This window comes from Streptomyces sp. NBC_00285 (assembly GCF_036174265.1).
GTDB lineage: Bacteria > Actinomycetota > Actinomycetes > Streptomycetales > Streptomycetaceae > Streptomyces.
In genome coordinates, this window is record NZ_CP108055.1 from 5130314 (window position 1) to 5149398 (window position 19085).

Annotated in this window: 17 protein-coding genes and 1 pseudogene; 5 read left to right on the plus strand and 13 right to left on the minus strand. The window is 70.9% G+C overall.

Features of this window, described 5'->3' with window-relative positions:
* Positions 1-46: 46 nt before the first annotated feature.
* Complete coding sequence (locus tag OHT57_RS23615) at positions 47-751, plus strand: response regulator transcription factor (protein ID WP_328748487.1); 705 nt, start codon at positions 47-49, stop codon at positions 749-751.
* On the opposite strand, the gene OHT57_RS23620 is transcribed toward OHT57_RS23615, so the two are convergent.
* The 9 genes from OHT57_RS23620 to pstS form a co-directional block, all read right to left on the minus strand.
* Complete coding sequence (locus OHT57_RS23620) at positions 737-2380, minus strand: sensor histidine kinase (protein WP_328748488.1); 1644 nt, start codon at positions 2378-2380, stop codon at positions 737-739. The two genes, OHT57_RS23615 and OHT57_RS23620, sit on opposite strands and share 15 nt — an antisense overlap.
* A 92-nt stretch (positions 2381-2472) precedes the next feature.
* Positions 2473-3690: an ABC transporter permease gene (locus OHT57_RS23625; RefSeq protein WP_328753300.1), complete on the minus strand. Its 1218-nt coding sequence runs from the start codon at positions 3688-3690 to the stop codon at positions 2473-2475.
* Positions 3691-3698: 8 nt separating this feature from the next.
* Entirely contained in the window at positions 3699-4364 is a 666-nt protein-coding gene (locus tag OHT57_RS23630; RefSeq protein WP_328753302.1) for an ABC transporter ATP-binding protein, read from the minus strand.
* Positions 4365-4405: 41 nt separating this feature from the next.
* On the minus strand, positions 4406-5635 hold the full coding sequence (locus OHT57_RS23635; protein ID WP_328748489.1) for a peptidoglycan-binding protein: 1230 nt from the start codon (positions 5633-5635) through the stop codon (positions 4406-4408).
* A 2-nt stretch (positions 5636-5637) separates the two neighbouring features.
* On the minus strand, positions 5638-6216 hold the full coding sequence (locus tag OHT57_RS23640; RefSeq protein WP_328748490.1) for a hypothetical protein: 579 nt from the start codon (positions 6214-6216) through the stop codon (positions 5638-5640).
* A gap of 231 nt (positions 6217-6447) precedes the next feature.
* Entirely contained in the window at positions 6448-7224 is a 777-nt protein-coding gene (gene pstB, locus OHT57_RS23645) for a phosphate ABC transporter ATP-binding protein PstB (RefSeq protein ID WP_328748491.1), read from the minus strand.
* 39 nt (positions 7225-7263) lie between these two features.
* The gene (gene pstA, locus OHT57_RS23650) at positions 7264-8322 is read right to left on the minus strand and encodes a phosphate ABC transporter permease PstA (protein WP_328748493.1); all 1059 of its coding nucleotides are present in this window, start codon (positions 8320-8322) and stop codon (positions 7264-7266) included.
* The gene (gene pstC / locus OHT57_RS23655) at positions 8319-9323 is read right to left on the minus strand and encodes a phosphate ABC transporter permease subunit PstC (RefSeq protein WP_328748494.1); all 1005 of its coding nucleotides are present in this window, start codon (positions 9321-9323) and stop codon (positions 8319-8321) included. The genes pstA and pstC overlap by 4 nt, the downstream gene beginning before the upstream one ends.
* 118 nt (positions 9324-9441) lie before the next feature.
* Positions 9442-10566 (minus strand): phosphate ABC transporter substrate-binding protein PstS, encoded by a 1125-nt coding sequence (gene pstS / locus OHT57_RS23660; protein WP_328748495.1) that lies wholly within the window; start codon positions 10564-10566, stop codon positions 9442-9444.
* 297 nt (positions 10567-10863) lie between these two features.
* Between pstS and OHT57_RS23665 the strand changes: the two genes are divergently transcribed.
* Positions 10864-12408 carry an FAD-binding oxidoreductase gene (locus OHT57_RS23665; RefSeq protein ID WP_328748496.1) on the plus strand — a complete coding sequence of 515 codons (1545 nt, stop codon included), beginning with the start codon at positions 10864-10866 and terminating at the stop codon, positions 12406-12408.
* Between the two features lie 44 nt (positions 12409-12452).
* Here the strand turns inward: OHT57_RS23665 and OHT57_RS23670 are convergent, their stop codons facing one another.
* The 3 genes from OHT57_RS23670 to OHT57_RS23680 form a co-directional block, all read right to left on the minus strand.
* Positions 12453-13151, minus strand: a complete 699-nt coding sequence (locus tag OHT57_RS23670) for a phosphatase PAP2 family protein (RefSeq protein ID WP_328748497.1) — start codon at positions 13149-13151, stop codon at positions 12453-12455.
* 169 nt (positions 13152-13320) lie between these two features.
* The gene (locus OHT57_RS23675) at positions 13321-14328 is read right to left on the minus strand and encodes a C40 family peptidase (RefSeq protein WP_328748498.1); all 1008 of its coding nucleotides are present in this window, start codon (positions 14326-14328) and stop codon (positions 13321-13323) included.
* A gap of 180 nt (positions 14329-14508) precedes the next feature.
* A complete protein-coding gene (locus OHT57_RS23680; protein WP_328748499.1) occupies positions 14509-15234 on the minus strand; it encodes a trypsin-like serine peptidase in 726 nt (241 codons plus the stop codon).
* 144 nt (positions 15235-15378) lie between these two features.
* On the opposite strand from OHT57_RS23680, the pseudogene OHT57_RS23685 reads away from it, so the two are divergent.
* A pseudogene (locus tag OHT57_RS23685) lies at positions 15379-15702 on the plus strand (alpha/beta fold hydrolase); the annotation flags it as partial.
* 61 nt (positions 15703-15763) lie between these two features.
* Here the strand turns inward: OHT57_RS23685 and OHT57_RS23690 are convergent.
* Positions 15764-16678: an oxidoreductase gene (locus tag OHT57_RS23690; protein ID WP_328748500.1), complete on the minus strand. Its 915-nt coding sequence runs from the start codon at positions 16676-16678 to the stop codon at positions 15764-15766.
* 79 nt (positions 16679-16757) lie between these two features.
* On the opposite strand from OHT57_RS23690, the gene OHT57_RS23695 reads away from it, so the two are divergent.
* Together OHT57_RS23695 and OHT57_RS23700 are read left to right on the plus strand one after the other, a co-directional pair.
* On the plus strand, positions 16758-17402 hold the full coding sequence (locus tag OHT57_RS23695; protein ID WP_328748501.1) for a TetR/AcrR family transcriptional regulator: 645 nt from the start codon (positions 16758-16760) through the stop codon (positions 17400-17402).
* A 284-nt stretch (positions 17403-17686) separates the two neighbouring features.
* On the plus strand, positions 17687-19036 hold the full coding sequence (locus tag OHT57_RS23700) for a S53 family peptidase (protein WP_328748502.1): 1350 nt from the start codon (positions 17687-17689) through the stop codon (positions 19034-19036).
* Positions 19037-19085 lie beyond the last annotated feature (49 nt).

Here is a 19085-nt window from a genome sequence, read left to right on the forward strand (position 1 = left end):
TACTACGGTCCTGGAACGCGCCGGACTTCGCTGGGGGGGGGGAACGATGAGCGCACGGATACTGGTCGCCGAGGACGACGAGAAGCAGTCCCGACTCATCCGGATCTATCTGGAGAGGGAGGGCAACGCGGTGCAGGTCGTGGCCGACGGCCGCGCCGCACTCGACCGGGCCCGCTCGGTACGGCCGGACCTCGTCGTCCTCGACGTCATGCTGCCGCTGGTGGACGGGCTCGACGTGTGCCGCATCCTGCGCACCGAGTCGGACGTCCCGATCCTGCTGCTCACCGCCCGCACCACCGAGGAGGACATGCTCCTCGGGCTCGACCTGGGCGCCGACGACTACCTCACCAAGCCCTACAGTCCCCGCGAACTGACCGCCCGGGTGCGGGCACTGCTGCGCCGGTCGAAGAAGTCGGGCGGCACACCGGAGCCCACCGTGCTGCGGGTCGGCGTGATGGAAGTGGACACGGCCCGCTTCGAGGTACGGGTGGCGGGACAGCCGGTGGCGCTGACCGCGAAGGAGTTCGCCGTCCTGGAGGCCCTGGCCCGTGAGCCCGGGCGCGTCTTCACCCGCAGACAGATCATCGAGCAGGTCTTCGGCTTCGACAGGGACGTCCTGGAACGGACCGTCGACGCCCATGTGATGAACCTGCGCCGCAAGCTGGCGGGCCCGGGCCGGCCCCACCTGCTGGAGACGGTGTACGGCCGGGGCTACCGCGTCACGGACACCCCGGACTCAGCACCCTCCTGAACTCCCGCCGCCCCGCGGCGCCCTGGGCAGCACGATGGTGAACGTCGTGCCGGCACCGACCGCACTGCGCGCCTCGATCGTCCCCCGGTGATCGGTGACGATCTGGCGGGCGATGGACAGTCCCAGACCGCTGCCGCCGGTCGTCCGGCCCCGTGCGGCGTCCGCCCGCCAGAAGCGGTCGAAGAGGTGCGGCAGATCCTCGGCCGCTATCCCCGTGCCGGTGTCCCGTACCTCCACGACGGCCATGTCGCCCCGGGAGGCCGCGGCCAGAGTGACGGTGCCGCCGGCCGCGGTGGCCCGCAGCGCGTTGCCGACGAGGTTGCCGACGACCTGGCGCAGCCGGTCCGGGTCCGCGACCACGGTCACCGGCCCCGGTGCCGCCAGTTCGAGGGCGACGCCCGCCGTCTCGGCCCCGGCGCGATGGGCCCTGAGGCCGGCCTCCAGGAGCTCACGCAGGTCGACCTCGGTCAGGTGGTAGGTGAGCGCTCCGGCCTCCGCCAGGGCGAGATCCTGCAGGTCGTCCACGATCCGCTGCTGCAGCAGCGCCTCCTCGTGCAGGGAGGCAAGCAGTTCGGGGGTCGGCTCGACGACCCCGTCCCGCAGTGCCTCCAGATAGCCGCGCAGATTGGCCAGCGGGGTGCGCAGCTCGTGCGCGATGTCGCCGGTGAGCCGACGCTGGCGCCTCTCGCCGGCCTGCAGGGAGTCGGCCATGTGGTTGAAGGCGCCGCCGAGCTGCGCGATCTCGTCCCGCCCGGACACGGGGACCCGGCGCCCCAGGTCGCCCTCGCCCAGGTCCCGCGCCGCGAGGGTCATGGCACGGACGGGGCGCAGCACGGCCCGGTTCAGGAGGAGGGCGCCGAGGATGACCGAGAGCGCGACGGAGGCGGCGACGGCTGCGGTGGGTGTGACGGCCAGGGTCGGCGCGGACTCGTCCCGGACGCCCAACCGGATCTCCAGGCGGGGCGGGGCGGCGGCTGCGACCCGCTCGTTGAAGACCCGTTGCAGACAGGCACCGAAGTGCTGCTCGGACGCGCACCGGCGGACCGCGTCGTAGTCCTGTCCCGTGCTCGGGTCGACGCCCTGCTCGGGCCGCGGGCACTGCGGGACCCGGCGGTCGGCGCTGATCAGGGGCACGCCGACGGCGTCCGGGCGGGCCGTCACCTGGGCGTCGGCCCGGGTCAGACAGGCCGCGAGGGCCACCGCGGCACGGTAGTCGGCGATGGCCCTGACCGTCCGTTTCATCGACATCAGCCGTGCCTTGTCCGCCGGGAACCTCAGTACGGGGCGGGCGTCGACCAGGACGGCGGGCTGGCTGCTCGGTGCGCGGGGGGTACGGCCGGCGAGGGCGTCGGAGTCGGCGAGCAGCAGGTCGGTCTCCGTGGCGACCCGGACGCGCTGTCCGGTGTCCTTCGCGAGCTCGGCCACGGTCGGGGAGAGCCCGTCCCAGGTGCCGTGGGTGAATCCGTACGCACGCAGTTCACCGGTGATCCTGGACATCTCCTGCCGGCCCGCCGTGACCGTCTCCTCGATCTGGCGGTTCGCCTGACGCAGGGTCAGCCAGGCGGTGGCAGCGGTGGCGGTCAGCGCGACCAGCATGAGCAGGCCGAGAATCCGGAGCCGGAAGCTCATCTTTTCCTCGCAGTCGGGCCGTTCATGGCGGCGTCCCTGTCGATGCAGAGAATGTCAGGGGGCGGTCCGGCACCGCGCGGGACCGCCCCTTCTCACGTCCCGGACAGTGCCACCGTCGGCGACAGCCGGCTGGCCCGGACCGCCGGATACAGTCCGGCGAGCACCCCGATGACCAGCGTCGAGGCGAGACCGGCCACACCGGCCCACGCCGGCACCACCGTCGGCCAGCCCCGGCTGACGGCGTATCCCGAGGTGATCAGCGTGCCCAGCAAGGTTCCGCCGAGACCGCCGACGAGCGACAGCAGCAGCGACTCCGTCACGAACTGGGTCCGGATCTGGCCGCCGGTCGCCCCGAGCGCCCGCCGCAGGCCGATCTCCGGACGGCGTTCCAGCACCGAGATCACCATGGTGTTGCCCACCCCGACGCCGCCGACGAGCAGGGCGACACCGCCGAGGCCTAGCAGCAGCCCGGTCAGCGTCGACTCGGTGGCCTCGCGGGCGGCGAGCGCGTCCGAGGGCCTCGACACCCGTACCTCGCCCGGCCTTTCGGGGTAGGCCGTGGCCGCCAGCACCGCGCGCACCTCTGCGACCTGACGGTCCGCGGCGCGGACGTAGACGGTGGACGGATGGCCGTCGAAGCCCAGGTACGTGCGGGCGGCCGGCCATCCGACCAGGGCGGCACCGTCGAGTTCCGGGGCCAGCGGCACCGGGTCGAGGACGCCGATCAGCGAGAACCACCGCCCGCCGATCCACAGCCGGACGCCGGGGGTGTACACGTCGAGCCGCCGGGCGGCCGTGGCGCCGAGGACGACCGCCGGGTAGTCCTCGGTGGCCGAGTCCAGCCAGCGGCCCCCGCGGACCTCACCGCCGACGGCGGGCAGCAGTCCGGTGCCGGCCGCGAGGACCTCCAGCGAACCCGTGTGGCCGACCGCGATGCGTTCGTTGCGGTAGACCCCGGCGTCGACCGCACCGGTCGCCGCGACCTCCTCGACCGGCGGGACACGCCGGATCATCGACACGGCCTCCACCGGCAGCTCCGCGTCCTCACCGGTCAGGGACTCACCGGGGGCCACCCGCAGCAGATTGGTGCCGAGGACGTCCAGCCGCTGGTCCACCTCGGCCTGCCCGGAGCCTGAGATGCCGACCACCGCGATCATCGCGGCGACGCCGATCGCGATGCCGAGGGCGGAGAGGAAGACACGCAGGGGCCGGGTCCGCAGGCCGGTGCTGCCGAGCCGGACGACGTCGGCGGGCCGCAGCCGCGATGCGCGCAGTCCTGGGCGGGGGCGGCCGCCGGGAGTGTCGGGCATACGGTCGCTCACCGGGCCGCTCCGATCGTCGTGTTCTGTGCGGTGTCCGCGATCAGCCGGCCGTCACGCATCTCCAGTCGGCGGGGCAGCCCGGCGGCGATCTCACGGTCGTGCGTGATGATCACGACGGTGGTGCCGGCGGCGTGCAGGTCCCGCAGCAGGCGCAGTACGGCCGCCCCGGAGGCGGAGTCGAGATTGCCGGTCGGCTCGTCCGCCAGCAGTACCGACGGCTCGCCGACCACGGCACGGGCGACCGCGACCCGCTGCCGTTCCCCGCCGGAGAGCTGGTGCGGCAGATGCCGGATCCGGTGGCTCAGACCCACCCGGGCCAGCGCGGCGGCGGCCAGTGTGCGCCGACGGCGGAGGGGGACGCCCGCGTAGAGCAGGCCGTCGGCGACCGAGTCCAGTACCGGGACGCCGACCGCCAGATGGAACTGCTGGAAGACGAAGCCGATCCGGGTGGCCCGTAGCGCCGAGACCTCCCGGTCGGACAGGCGTGCCACGTCGTGTCCGTCGATCAGGACGCGCCCCGCCGACGGCCGGTCGAGGCTGCCCATGAGGTGGAGCATGCTGGACTTGCCCGAGCCCGACGGGCCCACCACACCGACCAGTTCTCCGCGCCCGATGCGCAGGCTCACGTCACACAGTGCCGTCACCCCGCCCGGATAGGTCATGGAGACCGCGTCGAACTCCACGACGGTCGCAGATGTGCCGCTCACTGCGGGATCCTCACCTTGAGGCCCTCGCGGACCGCGGAACCGCTCACCTGCACCCTGCCGTCCGCGAACAGCCCGGTCCGCACGGTGACGAAGGCTCCGTCCGCGGTCTCCAGGCCGTGCCCGCCCTCCGCGAGGGCGACCAGCGCGGCCACCGGAACCGTCAGCACCCGCCTGGCCTCCCGCCCCACGTACTCGACGGTGACGGGTCCGCTCTCCAAGCGGCCCAGGGCCTTCTGGTCCTTCATCGTGACGGTCACCGGCACGCTCGCCGCCCCCTCGCCGGAGTCCCCTTCGGGCGCGGTCGCCTCCTTGCCCACGGAGGCCACCTCGCCCCCCACCGACGTACCGTCCGGCAGCCGAACCGTGACGGCCGTGCCCCGTACGGCCCAACTCGCGTCCGACATCGAGGCGTTGACGACAACCTTCCGCGTCGAGCCGGTGTACGACAGGGTGTTCTCGCCGACCGCCCCGCCGAGCCGGACGCCCGGGTGGCCGATGCGGACCCGGCCGGCGGAGTAGACGACGTCCCCGATGCCGACCGTGCCGGTCCGCGGCTCGCCGAGCGCCTTCTGCCAGCGCTTGACCGCCGCCGCCGTGGCGTCGGTGAAGGTCTCGTCCACGGTGAACCCGGAGTAGCCGAGCGCGGACAGATTGGTCTCGAACTGCAGGACATCCATGCCGGTGAGCGCCGGGGCCGCGGTGGCCGGGGCCGACGGACCTTCGCTCGGGGCGGCCTTCCCGCCCTCGGTGCCGCCACCCGTCCCCTGCTCCGTCCCCGTCTCCTGCTCCGTCCCCGTCTCCTGCGGGGCGCCGGATCCCGGTCCCAGGTCCCGGTACATGGGCAGGCTCCCGTACAGCAGGAGCACCGGCCGGTCGTCCACGCGCAGCAGCACGTCACCGCGCTCGGCCGACGCCCCCGTCCCGGGCAGCCAGGTCACCGTGCCGGTCGCCTTGACCGGCAGCGGTATCTCCGTGCCGTATCCCAACTCGCCGTCCACGGAGGTTCGTTCGGTCAGGGTGAGCCGGGTGACCGGGACGAGCGACCCGGTCCTGGCCGGTGCGCCGGGCTCCTCGTCGTCGCCCCCGAGCCCCAGCGCGGCGACCACGGAGACCGCGGCCACCAGCACCAGGGCCGAGACGAGCAGGACCGTACGCCGACGCCGTACGCCCGGTGCCGGCGCGGCAGCCGTCCCGGCGGTGTCGATCTGCGGCACCGTCTCCGTCATGATCAGCCCTTGCCCGGGCCGGAACCGGCCGGGACGCCGACGATCGGCCCGCAGATCCGGATGGCCCTCTTCGCGGAGGCGGAGCTCTGGTCCCACTCGCCCTGTCCGAGGCCGTCGGGGCCGGGGTCGGGGAAGTCGGCGGCGCCGTTGTCCTGCATGCACGTGGCGTACGCGCGTTTCACCTTGATCTGCTCGGCGGACAGGGAGGGCTGGTTGCCGTTCTCGACGCTCTCGGGGACGGCGATCTGGTGCTCGGCGCACTTCCCGGTGGCCGCCCTGAACTTCGCGTCCTTCTTCAGGGCGAGCAGGTCGTCGTCCCCGAAGACGACGTTCCCCCTGGCGTCCGGGTCCGGTGCGTCGATGCCGTTGTCCCGCAGGCACGTCACATAGGCGCGCTGTGCCTCGACGTACGCGGCCATGTCGTCGTCCCCGCCGGACTGCGTGCTCGCCGTACCGGACGCCCGGGCCGTACCGCCCCCGGCCGTGGGAACCTTCGGCCCGCCGTCGCCGCCGCCGCACCCGGCCAGCGTGAGCGCCGCGACCGAGGCCGCGGCGGCCAGCAGTACCCGATTCGTCCTCATCGGTTCTCCCCGTTCCTGTCGGACCCGACCGCGGTCAGCGGCGGGCAGGCCGATCGTAGGAAGGCGATGATGAAGAACTCTTGAAGAACCTGTCCGCCGCTGATGCGACCGCTTCCGCGGCGGCCGCCCATGTCAGAGGGCCCGCCCCCGTAACCGGGGGCGGGCCCTCTGTGGCCTCACGGTGGCACCGCCATGCAGCACCGCGAGGGGTCTTCGTACGGCGGCCTCGGCTCAGCCGAAGCGGCCGGAGATGTAGTCCTCGGTGGCCTGGACCGACGGGTTGGAGAAGATCCGCTCCGTCTCGTCGATCTCGATCAGCCTGCCGGGCTGGCCCACCGCGGCCAGGTTGAAGAAGGCCGTGCGGTCGGAGACGCGCGCCGCCTGCTGCATGTTGTGCGTCACGATGACGATCGTGAAGAGCTCCTTCAGCTCACCGATCAGGTCCTCGATGGCGAGGGTGGAGATCGGGTCCAGGGCCGAGCAGGGCTCGTCCATGAGGAGGACCTTGGGCTCCACGGCGATCGCGCGGGCGATGCACAGACGCTGCTGCTGACCACCGGAGAGACCGGAACCCGGCTTGTTCAGACGGTCCTTGACCTCGTTCCAGAGGTTCGCGCCCTTGAGGGACTTCTCGACGACGTCCGCCAGCTCGGACTTCTTGTACGAGCCGTTCAGGCGCAGGCCCGCCGCCACGTTGTCGAAGATCGACATCGTGGGGAACGGGTTCGGGCGCTGGAAGACCATGCCGACCTCGCGGCGCACGGACACCGGGTCGATGCCCTGGCCGTACAGGTCCTCGTCGTCGAGGAGCACCTTGCCCTCGACCCGGCCGCCCGAGGTGACCTCGTGCATCCGGTTGAGCGTGCGCAGGAACGTCGACTTGCCGCAGCCGGAGGGGCCGATGAAGGCCGTCACCGAGCGCGGCTCGACCGTCATCGAGATGTCTTCGATCGCCTTGTGGGAGCCGTAGTAGGCGGTGAGCCCACTCACGTCGATTCGCTTGGCCATGACTACTTCACTTCCAGATCAGTCGCTGAGGAGGTCGCGTCAGCGACCGGTCTTCGGGGCCTTCCAGCGGGCGATGCCGCGAGCCACCAGGTTGAGGATCATCACGAAGGCGATCAGCGTGAGCGACGCCGCCCACGCACGGTCGTACGCCGCACCGGCGCCCGCGCTGTTCGCGTACTGCTGATAGATGTACAGCGGAAGCGACTGCTGCGCACCCTCGAAGGGGTTGGCGTTGATGAGCGAGTTGCCCCAGACCAGGAGCAGGACCGGCGCGGTCTCTCCGGCGATACGGGCGATGGCCAGCATGACGCCGGTCGTGATGCCGCCGATCGACGTCGGCAGGACCACCTTCAGGATCGTGCGCCACTTCGGGATGCCGAGCGCCAGGGACGCCTCGCGCAGCTCGTTCGGGACGAGCTTGAGCATCTCCTCCGTGGAACGGACGACGACCGGCATCATCAGGATCGCCAGGGCGAGCGAGCCGGCGAAGCCGAACGGCTCCATGTCGAACATCAGCATGATGCTGAGGATGAACAGGCCCGCGACGATCGACGGGATGCCCGTCATGACGTCGACGAAGAAGGTGACGGCCTTGGAGAGCTTGCCGCGCCCGTACTCCACCAGGTAGACGGCGGTCAGCACACCGATCGGCGCCGCCATCACCGTGGCGAGGCCGACCTGCTCCAGGCTGCCGAGGATGGCGTGGTAGATACCGCCGCCCGGCTCGGAGTCGGCGACCAGGCCCATCGAGTGGGTCAGGAAGAAGATGTCGAGGACCTTCACACCCCGCGAGACCGTCGACCACACCAGGGAGATCAGCGGGATGAGGGCGAGCAGGAAGGCGACCCAGACCAGCGCGGTCGCGATCCGGTCCTTGGCCTGGCGGCGGCCCTCCACGCGGGCGGCGATGCCGTACGTCCCCACGACGAACAGGACCGCGGCGATCAGGGCCCACTGGATGCTGCTGTCCAGGCCGGCGGCCGCGCTGATGCCGAGGCCGAGGGCGACGGAGCCGGCGGCGATGGCGTACGGGCTCCACCTGGGCAGGCTCGCGCCGCGCAGGGTGCTGGGGCGCTTCTCGGCGCTTGCGGTGCTCATGCGTTGGCCCCCGAGTACTCCTTGCGGCGGGCGATGATCATGCGCGCCGCGCCGTTGACCAGCAGGGTGATGACGAACAGGACCAGACCGGAGGCGATCAGCGCGTCCCGGCCGGTCTCGCTGGCCTCACCGAACTTGCTGGCGATGTTCTGGGCGAAGGTGCCGCCGCCCGGGTCGAGCAGGCTGGCCTGGATGTCGAAGGTCGGCGAGAGCACGGTGGCCACGGCCATCGTCTCGCCGAGTGCGCGGCCGAGGCCGAGCATCGAGGCGGAGATCACGCCGGAGCGGCCGAAGGGGATGACCGACATGCGGACGACCTCCCAGCGGGTGGCGCCGAGCGCCAGGGCCGCCTCCTCGTGCATCTGCGGGACCTGGCGGAAGACCTCGCGGCTCACGTTGGTGATGATCGGCAGGATCATGATCGCGAGCAGGATGCCGACGGTGAGCATCGAGCGGGGCGCACCGCCCTGCCAGGAGAAGATGCCGGTCCAGCCGAGGTAGTCGTTGAGCCAGCCGTAGAGGCCGTTCATGTGCGGGACGAGGATGAGGGCGCCCCAGAGGCCGTACACGATGGACGGGACGGCGGCGAGCAGGTCGATCACGTAGGCGATCGGGCCGCGCAGTCGGCGCGGGGCGTAGTGCGTGAGGAACAGCGCGATGGCGACGGCGATCGGGACCGCGATGGCCATGGCGATGACCGAGGAGACGACCGTGCCGAAGACGAGGACGGCGATGCCGAACTTCGGCGGGACGAGCTGGGTGTTCCACTCGAACGCGGTGAAGAAGTTGGCGTCGTCCTTGCTGATCGCGATCGAGGCGCGGTAGGCGAGGAAGCCCGCGATCGCGGCCATGATCACCAGCAGCAGGATGCCCGACCCTCGGGAGAGACCGAGGAAGATCCGGTCACCGGGTCGGGTGGCGCCACGGGCCGCGCGCTTCTGCTCGGCCTCGGTGGGTTGCGGTACGGGGGGAGGTGCGTCTGTTATCTGTGTGGTTTCCATCGGGTTCTCCGGTCTGCGGAGCCACACATGTCGTACGGCTCCTGGCGGCGGTGCACCGGACGGTGCGGTCCGGCCGGGGTCCCTTCGAAGCGGGCCCCGGCCGGACCGCACACTCAAATCAGCTGAGGCTCTCGATGGTGGTGCGAACCTTGGCGATGATGTCGTCGGGGATCGGCGCGTAGTCGTTGTCCGCGAGGACCTTCTGGCCGTCCTCGGAGGCGGTGTAGCGCAGGAACGACTTGGTGGCGGCCAGGGTGTCGGCCTTGTTGCCCTTGTCGCAGACGATCTCGTAGGTGACCAGGACCATCGGGTAGGCACCGTCGGCCTTGGTCGCGTAGTTCAGCTGGAGCGCGAGGTCCGAGCCGGTGCCGACGACCTTGGCGTCCGCGATGGCCTTGGAGGCGTTCTCCGTGGTCGCCTCGACCGGGGCGGAGGCGCCGGTGTCGATGCTGACCGCCGTGATGCCGTCCTTGGCGTAGGAGAGCTCGAAGTAACCGATGGCGCCGTTGGTCTGCTTGACCTGCTGGGCCACACCGGAGGACTGCGCGGCGGACTGGCCGCCCTTGGCCTGCCAGGTCTTGCCGCCCTCGTAGGGCCAGTTGGCCTTGGTGGTGGCGATCAGGTACTTGGTGAAGTTGTCCGTCGAACCGGAGTCGTCCGAGCGGTGGAACGCCTGGATCTTCAGGTCGGGGAGCTTGACGCCGGGGTTCAGCGCCGCGATCGCCGGGTCGTTCCACTTGGTGATCTTGGCGTTGAAGATCTTGGCGATGGTGGGCGCGTCCAGCGTGAGCTTGTCGACGCCGGAGACGTTGATGCCGAGGGCGATCGGGCCGCCAACCATCGGGAGGTCGATGCCCTGGCCGCCGGAGCAGACCTTCTTGGAGGCGGTGACCTCTTCCGGCTTGAGCGCGGAGTCGGAGCCGGCGAAGGCGACCTGGCCGTTGTTGAACGCGGTCACACCGGCGCCGGAGCCGCCGCCCTTGTAGTTGATCTGCACACCACAAGCCTGCGTGTACTGCTTGACCCAGGCGTCGATCGCGTTCTTCTGCGCGGAGGAGCCGTCGGCGAGCAGCTGACCCTTGGCGTCGTCACACTTGATGCTGCTGGCGTTCGCCGTGGAGGACGCCTTGCTGCCGCTGCTGTCGCTCGTGTCGTCGGAGCCGCACGCCGTGAGGGCCAGGGCGCCGGAGACGGCGAGAGCACCGAAGGCGAGGGCCCGCCGGTTCTTGCGCTGAAGCTTCACTTGAGTTCCTTCCGGGTGCCGCCGTCCTGAATCCGGCGGCGTGCGCGAAGTCTGGTTGACACGGGGGCGCATTCGAGGCACACCACGTATCGGGTAAGGCCGAAATTAGGCAGATCAGGTGAAGGCGCCTATGGCTGGAAGTGAACGGGGAGTGAACCCCTGCAGAAGGTGCGGTGAGGTCACGGAACGCTTACATCGAGGACACAGTGTGATTCCGGAACCCACCAGGGAACCCGCGCCCCCGCTGACCCGTCTCGTTCCACGGGAGCCTACGAGGCCGACGAAGGGCACGGACACATGCAACGGCGTACGTTCATAGGAGGCGGCGCGGCCGCGATCGCCGCGGTGGCCACGGCCGCGTGCGACGGCGGGGGCACCGCGGAGACCGCGCAGAGCACCCTCGGCAGGTCTCTGTCCGCATCCTCCCGCACGCGCGCGAGCTCGGCGAACTGGGCCGCTCTCGGCCGCGGCCTGGACGGCACCCTGGTCCGCCCCGGCGACGCCGACTGGTCGACGGCCCGCAAGCTCTACAACACCCGCTTCGACTCGCTGAAGCCCGCGGCGGTCGCGTACGTGGCGAACACGGACGACATCCGCACCACGCTCGCCTACGCCCGCGCCCACGGCGTCCAGGTGGCGATCCGCAACGGCGGCCACTCCTATGCCGGCTGGTCCTCGGGAAACAACCGGCTGATCGTCGATGTCTCCGAGCTGAACCGCGTGCGCGCCTCCGGCGGCACCGCGGTGGTCGGCGCCGGCGCCAAACTGATCGACGTCTACCGGGCCCTCACCGCCAAGGGCGTGACGATCCCGGCGGGCTCCTGCCCTACGGTCGGAGTCTCCGGCCTCACCCTCGGCGGCGGCCACGGCGTGGCCTCCCGGGCCTACGGCCTCACCTGCGACAGCCTCACCCGGGCGACGATCGTCACGGCCGACGGCAAGGAACTGGTCGCCGACGCGTCCACCAACAAGGACCTCTTCTGGGCGCTGCGCGGCGCCGGCAACGGCAACTTCGGTGTGGTGACCGAACTGCACTTCAGGACCCACCCGGCCCCGCAGGGCGTGACCGCCTACGCGACCTGGCCGTGGTCGAAGGCCGCCGCCGTGCTGAAGGCATGGCAGGAGTGGGGCCCCGCCCAGCCCGACGAGATCTGGTCCTCCTGCCACCTGGAGAACGGCGGCTCCCCCTCCGTGGCGGTCGCGGCGTTCTCCATGGGCACCTACGGCGAGCTCCAGAACGCCCTGGACCGCCTGGCCGACCGGATCGGCTCACCGGCCCGCAGCGTGACGCTCAGGCGGCACTCCTACGAGAGCGCCATGGAGGCGTACGCGGGCTGCTCGTCCTTCTCCACGGACGCCAAGTGCCACCTGCCCGGCTCCACCCCGGGCCGCAACCCGCAGGGCGCCCTCGGCCGCGAGACCTACGCGGCGCACTCGGACTTCTTCGACCGCTCGCTCTCGGCGGCCGGCATCCAGACCCTTGTGAAGCAGATCGCCTCGGTCCGGGGCGGCTCGGGCAGCATCGCGCTCACGGCCCTCGGCGGCGCGGTCAACCGCGTCTCCCCCACCGCGACGGCCTTCGTCCACCGCCGCTCCCGCATGCTGGCCCAGTACATCGCGTCCTGGAAGGCGGGAACCACGGGCACGACGGCCCAGTCCTGGCTGACGGGAGCACACGACGCGATGAAGCCGTACGCCTCGGGCGCGGCCTACCAGAACTACACGGACCCGACGCTGAAGAACTGGCGCGCGGCGTACTACGGCGACGCGGCGACGAAGCTGGCCAAGCTGAAGCGGCAGTACGACCCGCAGGGGTTCTTCACGTACCCGCAGTCGCTGTAGGTCCTGCTACGCGGCGTGGATCCTGCCCCCCGGCGCAGGTCCTGCTACGCGGCGAGGTCCCGCTCGGAGGCCGCGGCCTCTGTCCGGGCCCCGGGAATCACCGCGGCCTCCCGCTCGGACCCTCTCGCGCGGATGAGCCACGCTCCCCTCGCCGACCCCTCGACCGCCCTCATCACCGGCGTGAGAAGGGCCATCGCGAGCGGCGACAGCAGCAGGGCGACCGCCGTTCCGAGCGCGAACCCGCCGATGACGTCCGTCGGATAGTGCACACCCATGTACACCCGGCAGAACCCTTCGAGCAGCGCCAGCGCGATACCGAAGAGCCCGAACTTCCGGTGGGCGACGAACAGTCCGACCGCCAGCGCCATGGTGATCGTCGCGTGGTCGCTCACAAAGGAGTAGTCGGTCTTCCCGGAGACCAGCACCTCGATGCCCTCATGGGTCCGGAACGGCCGGGGCCGCTCGACGAAACCCCTTATGGGCACGTTGACGAGCACGGCGATCGAGGCGGCCAACGGCGCCCACACCAGCGCGGCCACGGAAGGGGCCGCGTCCTCGCCCCCACGCCGGCGCACGGACCACCAGCACCAGATGACGAGCAGGGCCATGCCAAGCAGGATCCCGTACTCCCCGACGTACTCCATGACCCGGTCGAACCAGTGCGGGGCGTCCTTGGCCAGGCCGTTGATGTCGTAGAGCAGGTCGACGTCGGGGTTCGACCCGGATTCGGCGAGAACAGCCATGGTGCTGCGGCCCCTTCGTCGTCTTTCCCGGCGTACCCATGTGCGCTCGGCTACGCCCCCAGGAACGCACGGCTCCCGTTAATACGTTCCACACTCCACTGAATGATCACTCAGACGTTATCGAAGAGAAATACATCGCCGCAGCTCAGGGGGTGGGTTTCACGCTCGGTCACACCGTGGTGGGCAATGCTTTCGCGCCATCTTCGGTGACTCGTGTGGCGCCGAAGTAATCCGCGCCGTCGATCGGGTCGAACCGGATCACAGCACCTGTTCTCGGGGCGTCGATCATGTATCCGCCGCCCACATAAATCCCTACATGGTGGATGGCGCGCGAGTTGGTGGGGTCATGGGAGAAGAACACCAGATCGCCCGGCAGCAGTTCACTTCTGGCCGGATGGGGGCCCGCGTTGTACTGATCGTTGGCGACGCGGGGAAGTGTGATGCCCACGCTGTCGTAGGCGGCCTGCGTCAGCCCCGAGCAGTCGAAGCGCCCGCCCTGTTCGGTCGTACCGGTGCCGCCCCACAGATAGGGCGTCCCGAGTTTCTTCTGCGCGTAGTAGATGGCTCCGGCGGCCTGCTTGGAGGGATCGACACGGGTCGTCGGCGCGGCGAAGCTCTCCTCCAGAGTCGTGATGGTCTTCACGTAGTTCTGGGTTTCCCTGTACGGCGGTACGCCCCCGTACTTGATGACCGCGTAGGCGCCCGCGTTGTACGAGGCGAGCATGTTGTGGGTGATGTTCCCGGGAACGGCCTTCACATAGGACGCGAGCTGGCAGTCGTACGAAGCCGCCGAAGGAATCGCGTCGTTGGGATCCCAGACGTCCTTGTCGCCGTCCCCGTCCCCGTCGATCCCGTGCGTGGCCCAGGTCCCCGGGATGAACTGCGCTATTCCCTGCGCCGCCGCGGCACTCTGCGCCCTCGGGTTGAACCCGCTCTCCTGGTAGAGCTGGGCGGCGAGCAGCGCCGGGTTGATCGCGGGGCAGAGGTTGCCCCACTTCTGCACGAGCTCCTGGTACACGGCCGGAACGGCGCCCTTGGCCAGGGCTTTCGACGCCCCGCCCACTCCGTTCGCGAGGTTGCCGGCGACGACGTAGACCCCCACGACGAGGAGCATCACGAAGCTGAGCCCCGCTCCGAGAGCGGCGCCCGCCACGAGCCACGCCTTACGCACCGTCAACCGCCCCTCGGTCTTTGGGAGTCCGCCCGCGTCAGTTTATGAGCTTCCCCGAAGGAAACCGGGGTACTCGGCTGGGTCGGCACAAAGATCGGCCATGAGACGGGCCATGAGACGGGCGATGAGTGGGGCGACAGGAGGACCGGTGACAGGACCGGCGCGGCGCGCTCCCCGTGGCCGAGGTCAGCAGACCGCGCGCCGGTAGAGCGCGGCGGCCTCGTCGCCGAGGGCCACGCTGTACGACACGTCGGCCGTCGCCCCGCCCTGCTCGTGCCCGCCCAGCACCCCCACGACCTGCCCGTCCCCGTTCACCCAGGGACTGCCGCTGGTGCCTCCCGTGAACCGCGGGCACTCGATCCGCTGCTGCGTACTGCTGTGCGCGGTCGGCTTGTTGGTGCAGCTGATCGGCGCGTCCGAGGAGGAGGGGTACCCGGTGACGGTGACGGCGGTGGCCCCGGTGGCCGTACGCGTCACCATCCGGTTTCCGCCGACGACGTCCTGGACCGCCCCCTCGACGGTGGCGAAGGCGACGTCACTGTCCTCGTCGTACCCCTGGGACCACCCCGCGGGCAGATACCGCTTGCCCACCTTCCATTTCCCGTAGGGCGCCCTGCCGTCCCGGTACCCGGGAACGAACACGATGTCGACGCGGTTGCCGCCGAGACAGTGCGCTGCGGTGATGAGGAGGTCCCGGTGCGGGCTGTGGACGACGGAGGCGGTGCAGTAGTGGTGGCTGCCGTCGAAAAGGGCGCCCACCCGGGCGCTCTGCGAGGTGGCCGCGGCGACCGTCGTCACCCCGAAGGGCCCCGCTCCGTCGGCGGCGACCGCCTCGGAGGCCGAGGTCAGGGTGAGCAGCACGATGGCGGCGTGGAGAGCGATACGTGGCGTGCACTTCACGGAAGACAGCATTCCGCACGAAGGTGAGAAATGCGTTCAAGCGTCCGGAGGCGGGTTCTCACTCAGCCCCGGACGGCGCGTCGAGCGGGTCACGGCTGTGGGGCGGTCATGGCCGGGGCACCCGGGCCCCCAGGGGCGAGCGACGGAGGCCACGACGTGTTCGACGGTTTCGAGCTGACGCGATGCGAGGGCGACGGAGCCACGCTGCGCGTACGCCACGGCGGCAGCGGCCCCGCGGTGCTGCTCCTGCACGGCCATCCCCGCACGCACACCACCTGGCACCGCGTGGCCCCGCCGCCGGCCGCCGCGGGTTTCACCGTCGCCTGCCCCGATCTGCGCGGCTACGGCCGGTCGGAGAAGCCCGTGACGGACCCGGAACACCGGCCCTACTCCAAACGGGTCATGGCCGGTGACTGCCTCGCGGTCATGCGCCGGCTCGGACACGAGCGGTTCGCGGTCCTCGGGCACGACCGCGGCGCACCCTGCGTGCGTTCTGGGAGAGGGTCGGCCACACCCCCGCCGCCGTTCCACGCTGACCGGCTCAGCCGCGCGTCCCCACGTCCTGGGGGAAACGCGCCCCCGTGAGCTCCTCCGACGCCGTCCACAGACGCCGGGCGACGGCCGGGTCGCTCGCGGCCGCGCTCCGGCCCACCAGAGTCGGTGCCCCCCGCATCTCGCCGAGCCCGTCCGGGCCCACGTAACTGGCCCCGGGCAGATCCTGCGTCGCCGCGTACAGCGTGGGCAGCGCGCCCGCCCGGTCGTCCTGGGCCAGGAACCTGTTGCCGAACTTCATGAACACGCGGGCCGCCGCACTGGACGCGTGGCTCTGGAGGTTGGTCGCCGCGTACCCGGGGTGGGCGGCCAGGGCGCGGACCGGGGAGCCCGACTCCACGAGACGGCGCTGGAGTTCCAGCACGAACAGCAGGTTCGCCAGCTTGGACTGGCCGTACACGCCCCTCGGGTCGTAACCCGAGCTCCGGTCCAGGTCGTCGAAATCGATGCGCTGGTCGCCCCAGCGGTGCGCGCCCGAGGCCACCGTCACGACCCGGTCCGTGAGGTACGGCAGCAGCAGGTTGGTCAGCGCGAAGTGGCCCAGGTGGTTCGTGCCGAACTGCATCTCGAAGCCGTCCCGCGTCCGCTGCTCCGGGATCATCATGACGCCCGCGTTGTTGATCAGCAGGTCCAGCGGGCGGTCCCAGCCGGCCGCGAACTCCCGCACGGACGTCAGGTCCGCCAGGTCCAGCCGGCGCACCTCCGTGCTGCCCTGCACCCGGGCCGCCGCCGCGCCGCCGCGCTCGACGTCCCGTACGGCGAACACCACGTGCGCCCCCGCCCGGGCCAGCGCGTCCGCGGCCGTGAAGCCGATCCCGCTGTTGGCTCCCGTGACCACCGCGGTGCGGCCGGTGAGGTCGGGGAGGGACGTCGCGTTCCACTTCTGCTGTGCGTCAGTAGCCATGACCTGAATGTAGGCGCCGACAACAATGCTGTCAACGACAACAATGATGCCGTCGACTACATCCGGATACGATGAGGGCATGCCACCAGCGAAAAACACCACGCCGCCAGTGACATCCGAGCGGGCCGAGAAGCCCGGGAACCGCCCCTACCACCACGGAGACCTCCGCTCCGCCCTCCTCGCGAGCGCCGAGCACACCCTTCGGGAGAAGGGCGCCGGGTCGCTGTCCCTGCGCGAACTCGCCCGCGACACCGGCGTCAGCCATGCCGCGCCGGGACGGCACTTCAAGGACAAGCAGGCCCTGCTCGACGCCCTCGCCCTGGTCGGCTACGACCGCATGGCGCAGTCCCTGGAGGCCGCCGACGACCCGGCCCTCCCCCTCCGGCCCCGGCTGACCGCCCTCGCCCGGGCCTACCTCGGCTTCGCCCTCGACAACGCCGCACTGCTGGAGCTGATGTACGCCCGCAAGCACGAGCCCGGCGCCTCCGCGCAGATGGCCGCCGCGATCGACCGGACGATCGGCTCGCTGGAGCGGGCCGTCGCCTTCGCCCAGCAGCACGGCGAGATCGTCGACGGCACCCCCGAGCACCTCACGCTCGTCGTGGGCTCCGCCCTCCACGGCCTCGCCTCCTTCGCGGCCAACGGCACGGTCCCGCCCGACGCGGCCATGGACTCGGTGCCGGAACTGGTCCATCACCTGCTGGACGGACTCCGGCCCCGCTGAGCACACCCCCCTGTCACCGGGCTGTCGTTCCGCTCTTCGCCGACGGAGAGAAATGTGTGTGACGCGTGTAGATGGTCAAGCCGAGACCATTCACCGCCCATCGGCCCGCCATTGATCGGTAAGCCCGCAACGCCCTTCGGTAAGGCGGAAGTCAGTATTCCGCCGCGTGTCTTGTTGTCACGTACTCAACAAGGGGATGGTCGTCGCGGGTCGCCGCCCCCACCGGGAACCTCACCGGTGGTCCCCCCGCAGGCCTCTGTCAACCACTCCCAGGAGGCTGTACGTTGCGTACGTCCACCCCCAACACCCCCCACATATCCGGCAGATGGCGCCGTATCGGCTCCGCCGCAGCAGCCACCGGCGCGCTCCTGATCGCCGGCCTCGGCACCGCGGCACACGCCAGCGCGGACACCTCCCACAAGGTGAGCAGCAAGGTGATCGCCGCCGCCGTCGCCAAGGCACACGTGACGTACGAGAGCGCGTGTGGCTCCACCCCCAAGAAGGGCTTCGCCGCCTGCAACGCCCTGCGCGTCACCGGCGGCACCACCGCGTTCATGGAGAAGCAGGCCGTGACGAAGGGCGTGTCCCCCGCGACCGTCAAGCCCGACGCCGCTGCCGCCACCCCGACCGGTTACGGCCCCACCGACCTGCGGTCCGCCTACGGCCTGACCTCCGCGTCCGCCAACAACGGCTCCGGCCAGACGATCGCCATCGTCGACGCCTACGACGACCCCAACGCCGCGGCGGACCTGGCCACCTACCGCTCGTACTACGGCCTGCCCGCGTGCACCGTCGCCAGCGGCTGCTTCAAGAAGGTCGGCCAGACCGGCTCCACGACCTCCCTTCCCACCGCCGACAGCGGCTGGGCCGGTGAGATCTCCCTCGACCTCGACATGGTCTCCGCGATCGCCCCGAACGCCAAGATCCTGCTGGTCGAGGCGACTTCGTCGAGCATGGCCAACCTGGGCAAGTCGGTGAACGAGGCCGTCACCCTGGGCGCCAAGTTCGTCTCCAACTCCTACGGCGGCTCCGAGTCCTCCTCGGACACCTCCTACGACTCCTCGTACTTCAACCACCCCGGCGTCGCCATCACCGTCTCCGCCGGCGACGAGGCCTACGGCGCCGAGTACCCGGCCGCCTCCAAGTACGTGACCGCCGTCGGCGGCACCGCCCTGAAGACCTCCTCCACCACCCGCGGCTGGACCGAGACCGTCTGGAACACCAGCTCCACCGAGGGCACCGGCTCCGGCTGCTCCGCCTACGACGCCAAGCCCACCTGGCAGACCGACACCGGCTGCACCAAGCGCATGATCGCCGACGTCTCCGCCGTCGCCGACCCCGCCACCGGCGTCTCCGTCTACGACTCCTACGGCGCCGACGGCACGGGCTGGAACACCTACGGCGGCACCAGCGCCTCCTCGCCCATCATCGCGTCGGTGTACGCCCTCGCGGGCACCCCGGGCAGCAGCACCTACCCGGCCCAGGACCCCTACAAGAACACCGCCGCCCTCAACGACGTGACCTCCGGCAGCAACGGCTCCTGCACCACGAGCTACTTCTGCACCGCCGGGTCGGGCTACGACGGCCCGACCGGTCTGGGCACGCCGCAAGGTCTGGCCGCCTTCACCGGCTGAGCCGGTCCCTGAATGTCCCCGTCGGGTCACGGGGCGCCGCCCAGGGGGA

Coding starts and splice junctions, on each gene's coding strand:
- pstB (WP_328748491.1), bottom strand. CDS start 7,224: ATGGCCAAGCGAATCGACGTGAGTGGGCTCACCGCCTACTACGGCTCC.
- OHT57_RS23680 (WP_328748499.1), bottom strand. CDS start 15,234: ATGCTGTCTTCCGTGAAGTGCACGCCACGTATCGCTCTCCACGCCGCC.
- OHT57_RS23615 (WP_328748487.1), top strand. CDS start 47: ATGAGCGCACGGATACTGGTCGCCGAGGACGACGAGAAGCAGTCCCGA.
- OHT57_RS23695 (WP_328748501.1), top strand. CDS start 16,758: ATGCCACCAGCGAAAAACACCACGCCGCCAGTGACATCCGAGCGGGCC.
- OHT57_RS23625 (WP_328753300.1), bottom strand. CDS start 3,690: ATGCCCGACACTCCCGGCGGCCGCCCCCGCCCAGGACTGCGCGCATCG.
- OHT57_RS23620 (WP_328748488.1), bottom strand. CDS start 2,380: ATGAGCTTCCGGCTCCGGATTCTCGGCCTGCTCATGCTGGTCGCGCTG.
- OHT57_RS23690 (WP_328748500.1), bottom strand. CDS start 16,678: ATGGCTACTGACGCACAGCAGAAGTGGAACGCGACGTCCCTCCCCGAC.
- pstA (WP_328748493.1), bottom strand. CDS start 8,322: ATGAGCACCGCAAGCGCCGAGAAGCGCCCCAGCACCCTGCGCGGCGCG.
- OHT57_RS23670 (WP_328748497.1), bottom strand. CDS start 13,151: ATGGCTGTTCTCGCCGAATCCGGGTCGAACCCCGACGTCGACCTGCTC.
- OHT57_RS23635 (WP_328748489.1), bottom strand. CDS start 5,635: ATGACGGAGACGGTGCCGCAGATCGACACCGCCGGGACGGCTGCCGCG.
- pstC (WP_328748494.1), bottom strand. CDS start 9,323: ATGGAAACCACACAGATAACAGACGCACCTCCCCCCGTACCGCAACCC.
- OHT57_RS23640 (WP_328748490.1), bottom strand. CDS start 6,216: ATGAGGACGAATCGGGTACTGCTGGCCGCCGCGGCCTCGGTCGCGGCG.
- OHT57_RS23665 (WP_328748496.1), top strand. CDS start 10,864: ATGCAACGGCGTACGTTCATAGGAGGCGGCGCGGCCGCGATCGCCGCG.
- OHT57_RS23630 (WP_328753302.1), bottom strand. CDS start 4,364: ATGACCTATCCGGGCGGGGTGACGGCACTGTGTGACGTGAGCCTGCGC.